At 48.7% G+C, this 16,838-nt stretch carries 17 protein-coding genes and 1 pseudogene; 8 read left to right on the top strand and 10 right to left on the bottom strand.

Annotation, left to right across the window (positions count from 1 at the left end):
- Positions 1–180: 180 nt before the first annotated feature.
- Positions 181–1,170: pseudogene (dusA, locus tag Q1V74_RS07930) on the bottom strand (tRNA dihydrouridine(20/20a) synthase DusA); the annotation flags it as partial.
- Between the two features lie 147 nt (positions 1,171–1,317).
- Here dusA and Q1V74_RS07925 point away from each other — a divergent pair.
- Together Q1V74_RS07925 and Q1V74_RS07920 are read left to right on the top strand one after the other, a co-directional pair.
- Positions 1,318–2,295, top strand: a complete 978-nt coding sequence (locus Q1V74_RS07925; protein WP_300647912.1) for a homoserine kinase — start codon at positions 1,318–1,320, stop codon at positions 2,293–2,295.
- Positions 2,296–2,298: 3 nt separating this feature from the next.
- Positions 2,299–3,069, top strand: a complete 771-nt coding sequence (locus Q1V74_RS07920; RefSeq protein WP_300647909.1) for a BPSS1780 family membrane protein — start codon at positions 2,299–2,301, stop codon at positions 3,067–3,069.
- A gap of 330 nt (positions 3,070–3,399) precedes the next feature.
- On the opposite strand, the gene Q1V74_RS07915 is transcribed toward Q1V74_RS07920, so the two are convergent.
- From Q1V74_RS07915 to Q1V74_RS07875, 9 genes are read right to left on the bottom strand one after another with little or no spacing between them, the layout of a single operon-like run.
- Entirely contained in the window at positions 3,400–4,218 is an 819-nt protein-coding gene (locus Q1V74_RS07915; RefSeq protein ID WP_300647907.1) for a type II secretion system F family protein, read from the bottom strand.
- Positions 4,219–4,227: 9 nt separating this feature from the next.
- Entirely contained in the window at positions 4,228–5,073 is an 846-nt protein-coding gene (locus Q1V74_RS07910; protein ID WP_300647904.1) for a type II secretion system F family protein, read from the bottom strand.
- Positions 5,057–6,685 (bottom strand): ATPase, T2SS/T4P/T4SS family, encoded by a 1,629-nt coding sequence (locus Q1V74_RS07905; protein WP_300647901.1) that lies wholly within the window; start codon positions 6,683–6,685, stop codon positions 5,057–5,059. The genes Q1V74_RS07910 and Q1V74_RS07905 overlap by 17 nt, the downstream gene beginning before the upstream one ends.
- On the bottom strand, positions 6,669–8,042 hold the full coding sequence (locus Q1V74_RS07900) for a pilus assembly protein N-terminal domain-containing protein (RefSeq protein ID WP_300647898.1): 1,374 nt from the start codon (positions 8,040–8,042) through the stop codon (positions 6,669–6,671). The genes Q1V74_RS07905 and Q1V74_RS07900 overlap by 17 nt, the downstream gene beginning before the upstream one ends.
- Before the next feature lie 4 nt (positions 8,043–8,046).
- Positions 8,047–8,925, bottom strand: a complete 879-nt coding sequence (cpaB, locus tag Q1V74_RS07895) for a Flp pilus assembly protein CpaB (protein ID WP_300647896.1) — start codon at positions 8,923–8,925, stop codon at positions 8,047–8,049.
- Between the two features lie 3 nt (positions 8,926–8,928).
- Complete coding sequence (locus Q1V74_RS07890; RefSeq protein WP_300647893.1) at positions 8,929–9,549, bottom strand: hypothetical protein; 621 nt, start codon at positions 9,547–9,549, stop codon at positions 8,929–8,931.
- A gap of 9 nt (positions 9,550–9,558) precedes the next feature.
- On the bottom strand, positions 9,559–10,212 hold the full coding sequence (locus Q1V74_RS07885; protein ID WP_300647890.1) for a hypothetical protein: 654 nt from the start codon (positions 10,210–10,212) through the stop codon (positions 9,559–9,561).
- Positions 10,205–11,518 carry a hypothetical protein gene (locus tag Q1V74_RS07880; RefSeq protein ID WP_300647888.1) on the bottom strand — a complete coding sequence of 438 codons (1,314 nt, stop codon included), beginning with the start codon at positions 11,516–11,518 and terminating at the stop codon, positions 10,205–10,207. The genes Q1V74_RS07885 and Q1V74_RS07880 overlap by 8 nt, the downstream gene beginning before the upstream one ends.
- A gap of 1 nt (position 11,519) precedes the next feature.
- On the bottom strand, positions 11,520–11,804 hold the full coding sequence (locus Q1V74_RS07875; RefSeq protein WP_260648882.1) for a hypothetical protein: 285 nt from the start codon (positions 11,802–11,804) through the stop codon (positions 11,520–11,522).
- A gap of 214 nt (positions 11,805–12,018) precedes the next feature.
- Here Q1V74_RS07875 and Q1V74_RS07870 point away from each other — a divergent pair, with 214 nt between their 5' ends.
- The 6 genes from Q1V74_RS07870 to Q1V74_RS07845 form a co-directional block, all read left to right on the top strand.
- Positions 12,019–13,347, top strand: coding sequence for an FAD/NAD(P)-binding oxidoreductase (locus Q1V74_RS07870; protein ID WP_260648883.1), 1,329 nt, complete (start codon positions 12,019–12,021; stop codon positions 13,345–13,347).
- A complete protein-coding gene (locus Q1V74_RS07865) occupies positions 13,334–13,846 on the top strand; it encodes a thiosulfate oxidation carrier protein SoxY (RefSeq protein WP_300647884.1) in 513 nt (170 codons plus the stop codon). The genes Q1V74_RS07870 and Q1V74_RS07865 overlap by 14 nt, the downstream gene beginning before the upstream one ends.
- A gap of 11 nt (positions 13,847–13,857) precedes the next feature.
- The gene (gene soxZ / locus Q1V74_RS07860; protein WP_260648885.1) at positions 13,858–14,184 is read left to right on the top strand and encodes a thiosulfate oxidation carrier complex protein SoxZ; all 327 of its coding nucleotides are present in this window, start codon (positions 13,858–13,860) and stop codon (positions 14,182–14,184) included.
- On the top strand, positions 14,181–14,528 hold the full coding sequence (locus Q1V74_RS07855; protein WP_300647882.1) for a class I cytochrome c: 348 nt from the start codon (positions 14,181–14,183) through the stop codon (positions 14,526–14,528). The genes soxZ and Q1V74_RS07855 overlap by 4 nt, the downstream gene beginning before the upstream one ends.
- Positions 14,525–15,826 (top strand): NAD(P)/FAD-dependent oxidoreductase, encoded by a 1,302-nt coding sequence (locus tag Q1V74_RS07850; RefSeq protein ID WP_300647880.1) that lies wholly within the window; start codon positions 14,525–14,527, stop codon positions 15,824–15,826. The genes Q1V74_RS07855 and Q1V74_RS07850 overlap by 4 nt, the downstream gene beginning before the upstream one ends.
- A gap of 14 nt (positions 15,827–15,840) precedes the next feature.
- Positions 15,841–16,838: YeeE/YedE thiosulfate transporter family protein (locus tag Q1V74_RS07845; RefSeq protein ID WP_300647878.1), on the top strand; the 998-nt coding region annotated here is incomplete at its 3' end.

The raw sequence follows: 16,838 nt of genomic DNA, 5'->3' as shown, positions 1-16,838 counted from the left end.
CTGGGCCGAGTGCGCAACCGCTGCTCGTATCTCCACAGGCGTTACTTCCGGCATGCCCTGCCGTAGGCTGCCTTGGTTGTCGGCAGCAATGCCATTATAGGACGGCTGCGCCGTCCGCGCTATCCTTCCCCGCCCTGAACGGCGGGGCTTGTCGCGCACCGGGTCAGCCCCAGTAGTCGACCGTAATAAATCCCAGGCCTCGAGCAACACCTTGGCATCGGCTCGGGCCATTTGCGCTGGGTCAGACAAATGACGCCGCCACTGGCGTGCGCCCGGTTTGCCATGCGCCCAACCCAGCATGGCTTTAGTAATCTGACGTGGGCGTGTACCAGCTTGGAGTTCTTGTGCTAAATACTGATACATCCGCGCTAAGACGGCCTCTTCGTCTAGACGAGTGACTTGAGGCCATATCACATCGTGCATTTGTCCAAGCACAGCAGGAGTATGCCAAGCCGCACGGCCAATCATCACACCATCAAAAGTTTGAAGATGCGTTTGGCATTGTGCCACGGTACTGATGCCCCCATTTAAAACAAAGGTAGCCTCTGGAAAATCCGTTTTTAGCTGCGCCGCATAATCATAACGCAACGGCGGAATATCACGATTTTCTTTAGGCGATAAGCCCTTAAGCACAGCATTACGCGCATGCACAATAAAAACCCGTACCCCCACCTCGTACTGGATACCTACAAAATCACGCACAAAGCTGTATGAGTCCTCGTAATCCAAACCTAAGCGATGTTTAACTGTAACAGGCACCGACACCGCGTCTTGCATCGCTTTAAGACAATCGGCGACCAAAAGCGGTTGGCTCATTAATATTGCCCCAAACGAGCCTTTGAGTACCCGGTCCGAAGGACAGCCACAGTTTAAATTGATTTCATCATACCCCCACTGCTCACCCAGCTTTGCGCTTTTTACTAAGGCCTGCCGATCGCTCCCGCCCAACTGCAAAGCCACGGGGTGCTCAGAAGGATCAAAACGCAAATGCCGCGCCACATCACCATACTCTAACGCACCAGTAGTAATCATTTCGGTATAAAGACGCGCATGTGGCGCTAAAAGCCGGTGAAAATACCGACAATAGCGGTCGGTAACATCAATCATTGGGGCCACACAAAGCGCCCACGGGCTTGGTGCAGGTAACGGATCTATTTGGCTCAAAGCCATGTTTGCATGTAGACTCACAACTAACCTATTTAATCAATCAAAAAGCCACCGGCCTAAATAGGCTTTATACTGGACTTTTATTCATCACGGCGACAGAATCCATGCTGTCGTACTCAATGCTCTTATTTTATTGATCATTTTAACAACATGGCTGTTTTTACTCCTGTTACCGACGCCGATGCGCGCGCGCTATTGCAACATTATAATCTGGGTGAACTGGTTTCTTTACGAGGTATCAGCGCCGGTATTGAAAACACCAACTATTTTCTTACCACCACCACCGGGGAATATGTATTGACCTTGTTCGAGGTACTGACCTTTGAACAGCTGCCCTTCTATATTGAGCTCATGCACCACCTGGCAGAAAAAGGTATTCCTGTGCCCTCTCCTCAAACGCTAAAAAACGGACAGCGTTTGACGCGTATGCATGATAAACCCTGCGCGATCGTAACACGTTTAGATGGCAGCTATGTGCCCGAACCGGGCCTAAAACATTGTGCCCTAGCAGCACAAACACTGGCTCAAACCCACTTAGCCGCTCAAGACTATCCCCTGACACAACCCAATCTACGTAGTCTACCTTGGTGGGAACAAACTATTCCTGCTATCTTGCCTTTTTTAAACGCCGAGCAACACCAGCTCATCACCACAGTACTAACAGAACAACAAGCTTTTTTTGCCAGCGAGCTGTATGCTCAGCTCCCCTCTGGTCCGGCACACTGTGATCTATTCAGAGATAACGTACTCTTTGCCGGTACAGCTGAACACCCCGTAATGGGTGGTTTTATTGACTTTTATTTTGCGGGCTGTGATACCTGGATTTTTGATATTGCTGTCAGCGTCAATGATTGGTGTATCGAGCGCGACACGGGCACCTTTTTACTCGAACCGCTTCGAGCTTGGTTAGGCGCTTATCACGCAATCCGCCCCTTTACCGAGGCAGAAAAGCAAGCATGGCCACTGGTTTTACAAGCCGCAGCCCTGCGTTTTTGGGTGTCACGTTTATATGATTTTTATCTGCCTCGCCCTGCGCAGACTTTAAAACCCCATGACCCCACCCATTTTGAGCGTGTACTTCAAGCACGTCGTCAACCACAAATCTCTTTGGATGAACTCATAGGATAATTCATGCAGGCTGCACGTCTTCCCGCTAGTTACGGTTGGGCGTGGTTATTACAAGGTTGGGCGTTGTTTAAGCGCCAACCTATGACCATGCTTTTCTGGAGTTTAATGACTAGCTTACTTATCAACCTAAGCTATTTAATCCCTGTCTTAGGCCAACTAGCGTTAATTGCGCTTACCCCAACCTTAGGGTTTATTGCGCTTAACGCCTGTGTACGCATTGAGCGCAACCAACCCACCCCTTTAGGTCTATGGCTAGAGCCTCTACGCACCACGCCGGTTAAACAAGCAATGATACGCTTGGGTATTGCTTATTTAATTTGCTGTACGCTAGCTGGGTTTATTGCAGTGCTACCTTTTACTAACAATATTCTGCCCGTGTTAGAACAAGATAGCATCGACCCTGACGCGCTAATGCAAGTCGTTAAAGCACCCTTTATGCTCTTTGGGATCCTCTATGCAGGTATCTCAATTTTATTCTGGCATGCCCCGGCGCTTATGGGCTGGCATCATATTCCGTTGAAAAAAGCTCTGTTTTACTCCATGGTGGCCTGTTGGCGTAATAAAGGGGCTTTGCTGATATTTGGTTTTTGCTGGTTTTTAATTTATATGGCAATGCAATGGCTCGCATCGCTTCTATTGCATATCACCGATGCAAGCTTAGCCCATTTTCTGATTACCCCTGTTAACCTGATTGTAATGGCCCTTCTGTACAGTAGCTTTTATCCTATTTATCGCAGTGTCTTTGGCCAAAACAATTTACCCGCCAAGGTATAGTCTGAGCTATTCCATGTTGTGCTAGCGCCATCCACAATTGATGGCGCTTTTTTGTATTAGAAATTGCCGTTTCTATTACACCATGCGCCCGTTTATCCCAGCAGCTACATACGAACTGTAAACGCTGCCAGGTCCGCAGTGGTCGGCCCTCCCTATCCACAAATACGACCCATAAGGGCTGTTTTAGCCCAATCCCTTGGACAGCACGACAATGAGCAAAATACAAAGCGTGCTGTGGATAAGTAAACACATGCCAACCATACAAACGTGCCCACATACCTTGAGCTTGATAAAGACGCACCCCTGTCTGTATCCATAACGGATCAGATGCTAAAAAGCTTGCCATAATTGAAATACCAAAGGATAACCAATGACTAAAAACGTACATGGAAAAATACAAGTGACTAAAGGAAAAAGCATTTTCACCGGTGCTTCCATGGCTTTTTTTTCAGCACGCAGAAAACGCTCTTGGCGCCGTTGCTGTGCTTGCTGTCGCAATAACGGCCCTAAACTAACCCCCATATCTAACGACTGCTGCCAGGCCGCAACAAAAGCCTGCATTTCATCTAAATCCACTTGATTAGCTAGCCGTGTTAAAACCTCATCCCTTGGTACCCCTGTGCGCAACTCATCTAACACCTTTTGTAGATGAGCGCGTAAAGCCTGGTCAGGCAAATGCTGTACGCAGAGTTGTAATGCCATCCACGCCCCCATACCAGCCTCTAAACTCAAAGTTAATAAGTCCAGCATAAAAGGAAAGTCATACTGCATTTGCTGTTGTTGTAAACGCAAACGTCGCTGCCATCCTAATATAGGCAGGTAAAAACCTAACCCTAGACCTATAACCCCCATCCAAATCCCCCCAACTAGCACCCCCACTAACGCCCCCAGCATGGCTCCAGCACACTGTCTAGCAAAAAACACCTCTATTTGTATTTCATCTAAACGAAGAAGCCGCTGCAAACGCAACCGATAGCGCCAACTAAAAAAAGGACGACAAATCTCAATCCAAGCTTGCCACCACGGCGACCACCAAGTTTTTGGCAATACCGCATCCTGCCTAGGTCTAGCCCACAAAGGTCTAAATAGCCCCCACAACAACACCCCACAGCTTATAAAAGCACAAGCCAAACTAATTCCCAACCACATCCTGCCCCTCTATAAACGGATATTTACGATACGATAAATTAACCACAACCCAAGTGCTTCTAACACAATAATGGTTAATAGCACCCAGCGCCCCGAAGCTTCTTGCCACAAAGGCGCGATCAAAGCACTGTCTAACACATATAAAGCGGCTCCTACCAGGAAAGGCAATGCCACCATCACCCAAGCCTGAATTCGCCCTTGGGCTGTAAGCGCTCGAATCCTGCCCTCTATATACAGCCGTTGATTAATCGTATGCGCCATGGATTCAAGCAAGTCAGCTAACCCCCCACCGCTTTGTCCTGCCACTGCCAGCGCCGATCGCAGTAGGCTGTTTCCTTCGCAGGGCATACGCGCATACAGCCTAGCAAACGCTTCATCTCGCGCTACTCCCATTCTTTGTTCACGTAAAACTAGGCTTAGTTCCTGCACCAAGGGGGCATGACACAATGGTGTCATGCGTTGCATAGCCACAGCCAAGCTACTACCAGCGCGTAACGCTCCAGCCAACGCCAACAAATAATCAGGCAGCTGTTTTTCATAATGTTGTAAGCGCCGCTTTTTCCACCACCGTAACGCTAACGGCCAGACCATTACACTCAACATCGCCCCCATAAGCATCCACCACCAAGAGCCAGTAGCCCAACCAAACAGCCCTGCCCCCACCACTAAAGACACCCAAAACAATGGTGCCAGTGCATGCCCTTGAATAAAAACAAACCGGGCTGCAAGATCTTGCTCTGAGCGCTGTAAAAAATACTGCTTTAAAGTTTGCCCATAACGCCACAATTGCGGTAGGTAAACCAACCCTAAGACCGCCACGGCCCCCCAAGCCATTAAACTAAGCACTAGCCACATAACACTCTCCTGATGTAGGCATGAACCACTCCGCTGGCACTGAATTCAACATATCGCCAAAACACAAAGGCATCACCCCAGTGGCATAAAAAGTGTGTCGTGCTGGATCAAATACAAATAAGTCTTGCATCTGAATACGCCCACTTTCCATGCCTGTAATCTCACTAATCCGGCTAATGACCCGTCTCCCGTCTTGTAAACGACTTTGCTGTATGATTAAATGCAGCGCACTTGCAATATGCTCCCGAACAGCATGCAAAGGTAAATCCATACCAGCCATTAAAATAAGCGTCTCTAAACGAGCTAAAGCATCTCGTGGGCTATTGGCATGAAGCGTTGTTAATGAACCTTCATGCCCGGTGTTCATTGCACTCAACATATCAAAGGCTTCAGCCCCACGACACTCGCCCACCACAATACGATCAGGACGCATTCGTAGTGCATTACGTACCAAATCACGGATCGTAATTAATCCTTTACCCTCACTGTTTGCAGGGCGAGCCTCTAAACTAACTACGTTGCCCTGCTTTAGCTGTAACTCTGCTGCATCCTCAATGGTAATAATGCGCTCATGATCTGGAATGTAATTCGACAAACTATTCAATAAAGTGGTTTTACCGCTACCTGTACCGCCAGCAACAACCATATTTTTTTTATGTTGAACGCAATATTGTAAAAACTGCGCCATCACTGCACTCAATGCCCCTTTTTGCTGAAGCTGCACTAAGTCCAAGCGGTGCCGACTGAACTTACGAATAGTTAAGCACGGGCCGTGAATAGCAACTGGTGCAATCACTGCATTTACCCTAGAGCCGTCTTTTAAACGCGCATCCACCATGGGTGAGGAGTCATCAATACGCCGACCTAAAGGACTCACAATGCGTTCGATAATGGCTAATAGAGCGGCTTCGCTACTGAACGACGCAGACACCCACTCACATTTACCCCCTCGTTCCACATAAATCTGATCGAAGCCATTCACCATGATCTCCGTGATATCCTCCTCGGCAAGTAAAGGCTCTAATGGCCCTAGACCTATGGCCTCATTTAAAACCAAATTGATCAGCTGTTCTTGTGAACACGGCCAGCTTTGTTCTGACTGCTCAGTTAAAATGCGCAACAAATGCACACGCGCCTGCTCTCGTAATTGCGTATCTGACAGCGCCTCAATATCTTTACGTCGCAGATCCAATTCTTGAACTAGCTGCTGATGTAAAAATGACTGTAGCTGCCGTAGCTTTTGCTGAGCATGACGATCTGGGACTTCCCTATGCGGCATGACAGAAGGTGTATTACTCACTGAAGTTAATACTTCTGTCTCCACCATACGTAGAACAGTAATTAAACACGCCCCGATAATAATCTCGTCACCTACTTTGAGAGGACCATAGCGACTAATTCGCTTTTGATTTACTACCGTTCCACCCAATGTGCCAAAATCCTCAATATAGAGCGCCTGCCCTTCTAGAAAAATCTGGGCATGTTCTTTCATCACCCGCCAACCTCCAATTACCACGTCGTTATCACTGCTTTTTCCTATTGTTATTGGCACGGACAGCTGACGCTGTTCTTGATGGCCATTTTGAAAGCACAAATCAAGGTGTAACTGCATATTGCTCCTCTGCTACTTGCCATTGTGAACCCGCTCCCAACCAAGGATTCCACCCGATCGTCGCGACCTTGGAAACTGGGTTTTCGATAGGATGATTTAAAACTGGGGCAATAAAGTGATCATTGATCATCTGTTGGGCACTATTAACTCGTTGCTGTAAGGATTGATGCTGAGCGTCCACCAAGTACGGCGTGACAAAAATAGCAAGCTCAGTCTCATTGCGTTGATAACGTTTAGATTGGAAAAGCTGCCCCAAAATAGGAATATGATGCAGGCCAGGGACTCGGTACGCATTCTCAGCCATATCCCGCGAAATAAATCCTGCTAATACTAAAGTCTGCCCCGACTGTACATTAAACTCTGTACTAGCACGACGCGTTTTTAATGAAGGGCCCGTAGGAATAGATAAGCTCGGATCAATAGAGCTGACCTCTACATCCACATGGGAACGCACCGCTCCTGAGCTTTCCAAAAAAGGCGTTATTTTTAATGAAACCCCATACGGTTTGAACGACGTATTCGCATTTCCATTTTGATCCGTAGTGGAGTAAGGCACTTCGCCACCCGCTAAAAACTCAGCGGTAGCCCCGCTACGTGCTAATAGCTGAGGTTGAGCAAGTACAACTGCCTGTCCTGTCTGGCTTAACGCTTGAAGACGAGCCGCTAACAAGGCATTCAAGCCAAAATATCCTGCCATCGCTCCAGGCTGATACGGTAAAGGCATGACTACCTCGCCCGGTCTATCGAGCAGCTTAGCGCTACCTCCATCCCAAGCCAGCCCTGCATGCAAACCACCCTCGCTTTGATCAGCCCATCGTACGCCTAACTCTTGCATCAGATTTCTAGGAATCTCTAAGACCTTAACGTCGAGTAACACCATCGGCTCCCAAGACATGGTATGGCTTAGATCTAAGATTTGGGGATATCGCTTTTTCAGCTCTTCGAGCTGCTGTCGGTGCGTGGCTGTTAACTGTGCACCCTCTACTACTACTTGATCTCCAACAACACTCACCTGTAATTGAGGTATACGTTGCAATAGTTCTTTTAACTCATGCACAGCTTGGGTTTGCATCGGCTCTTTAACCTCTACATAAAAAGTCCGGTGCCCCCCTGATTGAGTCCAAACCGTTAATGTGCTCGCTCCAGGATTACGAGCAAACACTAATACCTCTTTATCGTCGGAGGTCACGGCATTAATAACATGACCATCTCCCACAGCCACTCGCGCCACATCAGGGATCTCCATAATGCGCATTTCCCCTATATGTAACAGCCAATGTGTGGCTGACTGCGCTCCTGAGCTAGCACTCCAATACACCCCAAGCAACAGAAAAAACAAGAGACGAAATGGCTTCATCGCATCACTCCTGTAGATAACTCAGCTGCTCAGCTGTGGGAATGGTTACAACCGCCTCACGCACTGCTGCTGGCTTAGCATCTGTAGCACGTATCTGTCGCGGTACTTTATTTCCATAAATGACAGGCACAGATTTAAATTCTGTAGCGCTCGTAGACAAGCCCAATAAAGTCGCTAAATCTCCACGTACCGCCTTATCCGATAAATGCATATCATGTGGGTTACGTAACATCGCGGTGATCATGCCTACTTGACGGGCAGCCACCAACTTAGCCCCATCTTCTGGACTCAAATCTAAAGTCACCGTCGCATAACTTCCTGTACCTCCTTGTTGATCCGTATTATCATCAGTGGCTAGTACCAATACCCCTTGCAACAACGGGGCTGTCACTTTACGACGCTGATGATCGAAACTGACATACAAGTCAACCAGATCACCTGCTCGTAATAATCCGGCCAGCGCATTAATTTGATCCACTGGCATTGTCACAGCTCTTCTTCCATTTGCTAAGCGTGCTGAAAAATGCTCTGTTGTCGCCGCTACAGTGTGAACCCCCAAAACCATATCGCCCGCTTTAATAGAACCGCGTAATACCATTCCCAAAAGCCGTGTATACTGCTCCGGCGTCACACTATCAGCAGGTATAGATTGTTGAGGAAAAGCACGAACAGCTAAATGCATTTCATGTAAAACCGTTCCTGCTGGTAAATCCTGTGCAGCGACAACCCGCTCAATCAAAACAGGACGATTTTTTTGCTCTAACAGCAAACGCTGTTGCTCTAAATGACGATACCCAGCCCAAACGGCTACCCCAGCTCCTAAAAACACCACTCCTGCCCATAAGAAAAACTTATGATGAGCTCCTAAACGAAAAAATCTCATTGATCACTCCTTTTTAGTCAGTGGCCACCAAACCAAATGCCAAAATTCACCCTCATTCCAAATGACATACTGGTACTGATCTTGTTGCCACTCACACCATCTGTCGGTAGGACAGCGAACTCGTTCTAAAGACACGGTCTGATATAAGCGTTTAACAAAGTGACTCCAGCTATAAGCGCTTTTCGGCTTCGCCATAACGTACTGAGGCCAGGACTGCTCCCACTGCATTTGCCATATCTGTGTTACTAAGCCTTGCAACATAAAAGGTGTCACTAAGGGGCTCGTTAGCTCCCAGTTCCAGACAGAAACCCAACCTTCTGTTTGCTCTTCTTGCTGGGTGAGCATGACCATATAGTGCGCTTGTTGCTTTTGAAATGAGATTAACCATGCTGCTTGTGTGCGTTGTAAATAAAAGCTCTCTTGCAACTGCTCTTGCAATATATGCACTACCTGATCTGCTGTTGCTTGCGCTCTAAACTGTTGACTTTGAATACGTTGCCCTTGCCATAGCCATGACTCGACTTCAGACCACTGCCAAGGCATGTGTGCCAAAGTAGGCAATAACTGAGCCTGTGCTAATGGAGCTACCAGCCATAGCAGCCCTATCCCTAACCATCGCCACATAACTTGCCCTTATTCATACTCAAACATCGGTAAATCATGCTGCCAAGGACGTAACCAGTCGACTTGAGGCGATGCACGCGCCCAAGGGCGATCCACTGCTTGTAAACGTGTCTCCCATCCTCTTACCAAACGTTGCGAGTGCACTGCTGCCCCCCATAAAGAATCACTTTTTTCAATACGCTGCACCATACCCTCATCCGATAAAGCATGCCCCGCCCCCACCCAAATACTTGTCTGACTACTTAGTTTTAGCTCGCTGAGAAAATACGGTTTTTTCTGTGCCCAAGCCGCTGGCAACCAGCCACTATCCGATACCACCGTAGAAAAGCGCCAACGCTGTGACTGAGCAAACAGACCTTCTCTTTGTGCTTGCTGCATAAAGCTGGGTAAGATTGACATCACACCTAGAGGCTGTGCATTGGCATGCCATTCATGTGCAATTGGACTTAATAAACCCTCGTGATATGTGGGTTGCCATACCGGTTGATTCGCCCCCAACTCCCACCCCTGACTAAAGCGAAACGCACTCAATGCGGCATGATGCTGTGTTTGTAATTTAATTTGCTGCCAGCGTTGTAACCACATCACTGCCGCAATCAGCAACCACACCATGACCACAACCACCAGCATTTCCACCATGGCTTGCCCTCGCTGTTTATTCATCTTTTCCTCCTATTCCTAATGGCGTTAACCAATGGCGATGCTGCAAACGCGCCTGCCAAAAGGCATGGAGCAAATTCGATTTCTCTTTTTTTCTGTCTTGACGAGGATGAGGGCGTACAAAATAGCTTTCTGCACCACTGCGGCTACTCATTGCTACACCATAGGGACTCTGCCAAATTAACTCTGTGCTAAATGCCAGTGAGGAAGGCTTTTCTTGTACACGTAACCACGCAGCCAGCCCTCTTCCTTGCCACGTTTTTTGATCTTTTTTCGCCCACGATGCCGCTAATGGATTACTATTTCCTGAAAAAATATTCCAGTTCGTGTTTTGCTCTACCCAACGCCAAAAGTCCTGCTGAGAGAAGTCTTCTGGTGGATCGTCGATCACTTCTGATGCTGAGGTTTTTTGAGCGTGGCTTGGTAACCAAGCCCACCCCATTGGGTATTCTCTGTGATAGCAGCCAATCCAACGATTGGAGCGTAAAGCATGGTAAGACTGCGTATCCTCTGCATGCCACAAGCCCTTTTCATCCAACTGTGTTTGCCCACGCCGCCGTAATTCATGACGCTTGTGAGGACAACGTGGGTCCACGACCCACGTATTTTTTATCGTATGATTACGTGGCTGCAAAAACGCATAATGTTTCATGAGCTCCTGCAACCAAGGACGTAAGCTCAACCCTGGCTCCCAGACGGTATACCCATCCCAGCTTTCATCATAAATATGCAACTGCATCTGCTGTTTTAATTGGTTAGGATCAAACTCCGGATAATTATCTTGGAGTACCTGCCACATGACTTGCTCACGCCACAAGGGCAGCTGCTGACGAATTTGCAATAATGATGGGCTCATTACCTGCTGTGCGAAATGATCATGCTGAGCAAAAGCACGCCCTAAAGCTCTATAAAAACCCGCTTCCTGAGTCGAACCAGCAGCTAATGTCGAAGATTGGTAGGCTATGGCGTGCTCTGGTCCAAACATCATCCCAATCACACTGACGGGTGGGTTACGTAACCCAACCCGTACCGCTTCCGTACCAGCAAAATGTGCCCATGAGGCCATGGTGATTAAATGTGCCATCGCTAATTGGTGTCCTATATAAGCGCGCTGCATATACGCGGTATAGTTCAACACCTGTGCTTGCAATAATGCTCCGCTATAAGTCGCAGCATCTAATGCATGTCGTTGACGCACCACCTGCTGATTAACTTGCCCTACATAAAAAAATCGCTGCAGTACCAAGCCTAGCAATAGTGCAAACAACAGCCCCAGCACTAAGACCTGACCTTGCTGTGAAGCACGCATATTACTGACCACCTGCCTGTGCAGCATTACCCGTAAAGCTTTGTAGACTTTTGCTTTCGGTTTGCCCTGAGCTTAAGTTTGCGGCACTTTGTGCTTGTTGAGATTCTGCCGTCCCATCCTCACCGGCTAATTCCTTAGCCATGGCCGCTGTCTGGGAACGCACCACTTGCCCAAATAACTGAAAAACCGCAATGGCGGCTACGGCAACGAGGGCCACAATAATGATGTATTCCACCATCCCTTGGCCAAGCTGTTGTTTCTGGGGTTCCTGTAATGGTTTTTGCATTGCTTCCTCCTGTGTTAATTCCAGTCGCATCAGTATGCAAAAAGCAAAAGCTTTGCACTATTCGCAAAACCAACAACAGATAAAAACTCCCTATCTTTCGCTTCTCCCCCTACTTTTCCTTATTCGATAAAAATCAGCTATACTGGCGCCACGCCAGATGTGATCAGTATGGATCCATCGTTACGTGTGTCATGGTATGACTACGAGGATAAAAATGAACAGAAGACACTTCATGCTGACGCCACCCGCTTTGGCGCTCGGCGCATTGGTACTACCCAAAACCGGTTTAACCGCTCCCTTAGCCATTCATAGCAATACCCAACTTCTACCACGGCGGGGCAAAGGCCCACGTATCGTAATCTGTGGTGGGGGCTGGGGGGGGATGACTGCGGCTCGCTTTTTACCCGAGCTTATCCCCGACGCAGACGTGGTGTTATTAGAAAAAAACCCCACCTTTTGGTCTGGCCCAATGAGCAATAAATGGTTGGTTGATATCGTCAACACGGACTTTGTCAATCACGATATGCTCGAGCCCGCCAACAAATATGGCTACACCTTAATCAATACAGAAGTCACGGCTTTTGAGCGCGATAAAAAACAAGTGCGTACTGCGCATGGGCTGATTGACTACGACTACTTAATTCTTTCTGGTGGTATCCGAAATGCGTATGACGCGTGGTTTGGTAATGACCTGTACGCGGCCGAATACACACGCAAACATTTTCCTAATGCGTATATCCCCAACGCGGAAATGTTCGCACTCAAAAATAAGCTCAAAGCCTTTAAAGGCGGTACGATTGTCATGACGTTGCCGCCCCCACCCCATCGCTGCCCTCCTTCTCCTTATGAGCGAGCCTGTCTGATGGCGTGGCATATCAAAAAAAATAAGATCCCAGGCAAAATTATTATTTTAGATCCCAAGCCTAAAATTGCCCCCATTGGCGAAGGCTATAAAGCCGCTTTCGAAGAGCTATACCCCGACATCATTACGCATGTACCCAATGCTGTCGTCAAAGAAGTCGACCCGTTTAACAAAAAAATCAAAACCGCTGCTGGAGATTTCACCTTTGATGATGCAGTTCTCATGCCCCCACACCAAGCCTCCGATATGGTTTGGTATGCTGATCTCATCGGTAAAGACGAAAACGGTAAACCCACCGGCTGGGCAGATATGCATCCGCGCCTGTTTACCGCTAACAGCGATGACAATGTGTACTTTGTTGGAGACTGCATGGGCATGATCTCTGATCAGTTTGGTCACTACCCTAAAAGCGGTCACGTGGCTCATGCCATTGCCAAAATTGTCTCTCAGAACCTCTATGAGCGTATTACAGGCAAAGAAATCGTACCGGTTCTGCCCGATAACTTGTGCTATATGATGGTCAATGGCGACCCGCAAGAAGAAATCTCGGTTAAATTTGAATACGAAGTCGATGCCACCGGCAAGGTACTACAAACCCAAATCGATATGGACGTTCGCTCCACCGATTTAGTTCAAGAAGACTTCGACTGGATTAAGAGCCGCTTCAATGACTTCCTCTAACCATCTCGTCGCACCAGCTCACCTTGTAAAACGCCGTCAGCTTTTAATCGCAACAGCATTGGGGCTAAGCACCACCTTTCTACCACCCGCTTTACGAGCCCAATCCGCAATTAATGAGCTGCTGCGTCCAGCCACTGCCGCTGAAGTTAAAGCCATTTTGGATGATTTTACTCAAGGCCAAAGCCCCATCACCACGGGGCTGAAACTGGATATGCCGGTTTTAGGCGATAACCCTGCCGCGGTTCCGGTCAAAGTTGTTTTCGATGAAAGCATCACCCCCGAAAACTTTTGCGAAGAATTAATTATATTGGCGGAAAGCAACCCTAAACCACTCGCTTGCCGATTCCAGTTCACGGCTTTAGCAGGCACCACCGAAGTTGCCGTGCGGTTGCGTCTCATAGAAAGCCAGAACATCCGTGCCTTAGCACGTATGAATGATGGTCGTATTTTGATGGCACAGCGTCATATCACGGTCACCGCTGGTGGCTGTGGCATGTAAAAAGGGACTCTATGACAAAACCTCGTATTTGGATCAGTAATGCCAAGCCTATGGCAGGCGAAATTGTGCGCGTGCGGGCTTTAATCGAACATCGCATGGAAAGTGGTATGCGTTTAGATAATGACGGTAATGTAATACCCCGCCATATTGTGCATACCTTTACAGCCAAGCTCAATGATCAGCTTCTGTTTACTTGGCAACCCGAAACGGCGATCTCTCAAAACCCTTATATTGAGTTTACCTTTGTTGCGCGTGAATCAGGCACCCTATCTATGCAGTGGGTTGATGATGCCAACCAAACCGTCTCGGGTGCCGTAGAGCTAGAGGTAAACCGATGAAACGCATCAGCAATAAGCGCCTATTCACTCTAGGCGCGAGTATCTTATTGGGTCTATGGGGCAGCCAGGTCACAGCGGATACTCGCCCCTTTGATGTTCGTTTACAAGCCAGTGCCTGTGTGAACTGCCATCAAACCCACACCAGCGCCATCCCTGCTATTGCTGGACAGCCCGAATCCGTGCTACGCGAGCAACTTCTGGCTTTTAAGGCCGATCGCACCCCTTCTACGATTATGCATCGCTTAGTCGCGGGCTATGAAGAGTCGCAACTACGCGCGCTTGCCAAGTATTTTTCACAACAAGCACCGACTGAGCCGGTTTCAGATAAGGCGTCTCAAAGATGAAAAAGAATCAAGGCTACTCCCGCCGTCAGTGGTTAAAACACGTCGGGCAAACCACCGCTGCTAGCGCTGTTTTATTATCGGTCCCCAGTTATGCACGCCCCGCCTCAGCACAAGTCGTCGTCGTAGGGGGTGGTTTTGGTGGAGCGACAGCCGCTCGTTATATTAAGCGCCGAGACCCATCTATCCATGTCCGTCTTATCGAGCCCGCCAAAACTTTTTATACCTGCCCATTTAGCAACCTATATTTAGGCGGATTACGACGTTTTGAGCAACAAGCTCACTCATATGATGACTTACGTGCCCAAGGCATTGAAATCATCCACGATATCGCCACAGCCGTGGACCCTGATAAAAAAACCGTGCAGCTTGCCCAAGGCGCCTCCTTAACTTATGACAAGCTCCTGTTATCTCCCGGCGTGGATATGCGTTGGCATGCGCTCGAAGGCTATGACGAGGCGGCAGCAGAGCTTGCCCCACATGCTTGGAAGGCCGGAGCGCAAACGCAGCTACTCAAAAAACAGCTTGATGCCATGCCCGATGGGGGGACTTTTATCTTAGTGGCTCCTGAAAACCCTTTTCGTTGCCCTCCTGGTCCCTACGAACGCGTGAGCATGGTTGCGCACTACTTCAGTCAGCATAAACCCAAATCCAAAATCCTTATTCTTGATGCCAAGGATGCGTTTTCTAAACAAGCTTTATTCCAAGATGCTTGGCAACACATTTATGGGGATATGATCGAATGGGTGCCCATGTCACAAGGGGGGCGGGTAATACGGGTGGATGCTAAACAAGGGCTTGTCGAAACCGAGTTTGGGGATCAACATCAAGCCGATGTTTTGAATGTGATTCCACCCCAGCAGGCAGCACAGATCGCTCACCAGTCTGGGGTGGCCGACCAAAGCCTGTGGGTGCCCATTGATCCGACCACTTTTGCCTCGCAACATGTACCTGATGTGTATGTTGTCGGTGATGCCACCATTGCGTCACCCATGCCCAAATCAGGTTTTGCGGCGAATACTCAAGCCAAGGTCGCGGCAGCAGCCATTGTGAATGCCCTTTCTGAGCAGGCCCCTGCAGAGCCATCCTTTACTAACACGTGCTACAGTCTTATCGCCCCAGATTACGGTATCTCTGTTGGTCACCTGTATGCAGTCAATAACAACCAACTGGTCGAGGCTTCTGGTGGCGTTAGCCCGCGTGATGCGGATGCGGATTTCCGTCGACGCGAAGCGCAATATGGGGCGGCTTGGTACGAAGCTATCTCATTGGATATTTGGGGTACAGAACCACACGCTTAACATCAGGAGCATCCATGCCAACCTCCACCGTCGTTTTGAGCAGTGGACTGCTCATTGGTGGCCTATTTGGTGCCACTAGCCAAATCTCAGGTTTCTGTTTGGTGCGTGGCTTACGCCAACGCTGGTCGCTTCAACCCAATGACCAGCTCGCGGCCTTTGCCATCGCGCTAGCTGTAGCTTTGCTGGGCACACATCTTGCCTACATAGGACAATGGGTGGATATTACCCAATCCGTCTACCTACAACCCACCATATCTTGGTTATTGTTGCCACTAGGCGGCTTTCTTTTTGGCTATGGCATGATGCTCGCCAATAGCTGCGGTGGCCGGGCCTTAGTCCTTTTTGGACAAGGCAATCTACGCTCATTATTCGTGCTTTTGGTGCTTGGTATCAGCGCTTATCTGACGTTAACCGGCGTCTTAGCCCCATTGCGCTTGACGCTCGCACAGGCTACCAGCCTCAACGTGCCGGCGTTACCTTGGCAACAAGGGCTAACGCGCCACTTAAGCGTCGCTGTACTTGTGCTAGGTCTTTTGTTATTTGCCATTAGAACCCCCGGCTCCGCTCATAAAACTAAAGCCTTAGCTGGTGGGATTATGATAGGCCTGCTCATGGTCGCGGCTTGGTTTGTCACCGGCTGGCTGGGTGCTGACCCGTTTGACCCGATCCCTGTGGTGTCACTGAGCTTTATTCTTCCTATTGGAGACACCATTCAATACAGCATGCTAGCTACGGGTATGGAGCTACGCTTTGGTATCACCGTGGTCTTAGGGGTGATTCTGGGTGCCTTAATCAGTGCCCTCGTACGCGGCCAATGGCAACTACAGGGTTTTAGCACTAGCACACAAATGGCTCGCTACGCGCTAGGTGCTGTGTTCATGGGCATAGGCGGGGTGCTGGCCTTGGGCTGCTCTATAGGACAAGGTCTTGGTGGCTTATCTACGCTATCGCTGAGTTCGCTTATCGCTTGTCTTGGTATTCTACTAGGGGCACGAATTGGGGCCAAATACCC

The sequence above is a fragment of the Paenalcaligenes sp. genome (assembly GCF_030152715.1).
In the GTDB taxonomy this organism is placed as follows: Bacteria; Pseudomonadota; Gammaproteobacteria; order Burkholderiales; family Burkholderiaceae_B; genus Paenalcaligenes; species Paenalcaligenes hermetiae.
This window is presented reverse-complemented; position numbering and strand designations above follow the sequence as displayed.

Bases quoted from the DNA above. Each gene is read 5' to 3' on its own strand.
- soxZ (WP_260648885.1), top strand. From the start codon at position 13,858: ATGACAAAACCTCGTATTTGGATCAGTAATGCCAAGCCTATGGCAGGC.
- Q1V74_RS07865 (WP_300647884.1), top strand. From the start codon at position 13,334: ATGACTTCCTCTAACCATCTCGTCGCACCAGCTCACCTTGTAAAACGC.
- Q1V74_RS07880 (WP_300647888.1), bottom strand. From the start codon at position 11,518: ATGCGTGCTTCACAGCAAGGTCAGGTCTTAGTGCTGGGGCTGTTGTTT.
- Q1V74_RS07875 (WP_260648882.1), bottom strand. From the start codon at position 11,804: ATGCAAAAACCATTACAGGAACCCCAGAAACAACAGCTTGGCCAAGGG.
- Q1V74_RS07915 (WP_300647907.1), bottom strand. From the start codon at position 4,218: ATGTGGTTGGGAATTAGTTTGGCTTGTGCTTTTATAAGCTGTGGGGTG.
- Q1V74_RS07870 (WP_260648883.1), top strand. From the start codon at position 12,019: ATGAACAGAAGACACTTCATGCTGACGCCACCCGCTTTGGCGCTCGGC.
- Q1V74_RS07920 (WP_300647909.1), top strand. From the start codon at position 2,299: ATGCAGGCTGCACGTCTTCCCGCTAGTTACGGTTGGGCGTGGTTATTA.
- Q1V74_RS07850 (WP_300647880.1), top strand. From the start codon at position 14,525: ATGAAAAAGAATCAAGGCTACTCCCGCCGTCAGTGGTTAAAACACGTC.
- Q1V74_RS07885 (WP_300647890.1), bottom strand. From the start codon at position 10,212: ATGAATAAACAGCGAGGGCAAGCCATGGTGGAAATGCTGGTGGTTGTG.
- Q1V74_RS07855 (WP_300647882.1), top strand. From the start codon at position 14,181: ATGAAACGCATCAGCAATAAGCGCCTATTCACTCTAGGCGCGAGTATC.
- Q1V74_RS07905 (WP_300647901.1), bottom strand. From the start codon at position 6,685: ATGCAGTTACACCTTGATTTGTGCTTTCAAAATGGCCATCAAGAACAG.
- Q1V74_RS07900 (WP_300647898.1), bottom strand. From the start codon at position 8,042: ATGAAGCCATTTCGTCTCTTGTTTTTTCTGTTGCTTGGGGTGTATTGG.
- Q1V74_RS07890 (WP_300647893.1), bottom strand. From the start codon at position 9,549: ATGTGGCGATGGTTAGGGATAGGGCTGCTATGGCTGGTAGCTCCATTA.
- Q1V74_RS07925 (WP_300647912.1), top strand. From the start codon at position 1,318: ATGGCTGTTTTTACTCCTGTTACCGACGCCGATGCGCGCGCGCTATTG.
- cpaB (WP_300647896.1), bottom strand. From the start codon at position 8,925: ATGAGATTTTTTCGTTTAGGAGCTCATCATAAGTTTTTCTTATGGGCA.
- Q1V74_RS07910 (WP_300647904.1), bottom strand. From the start codon at position 5,073: ATGTGGCTAGTGCTTAGTTTAATGGCTTGGGGGGCCGTGGCGGTCTTA.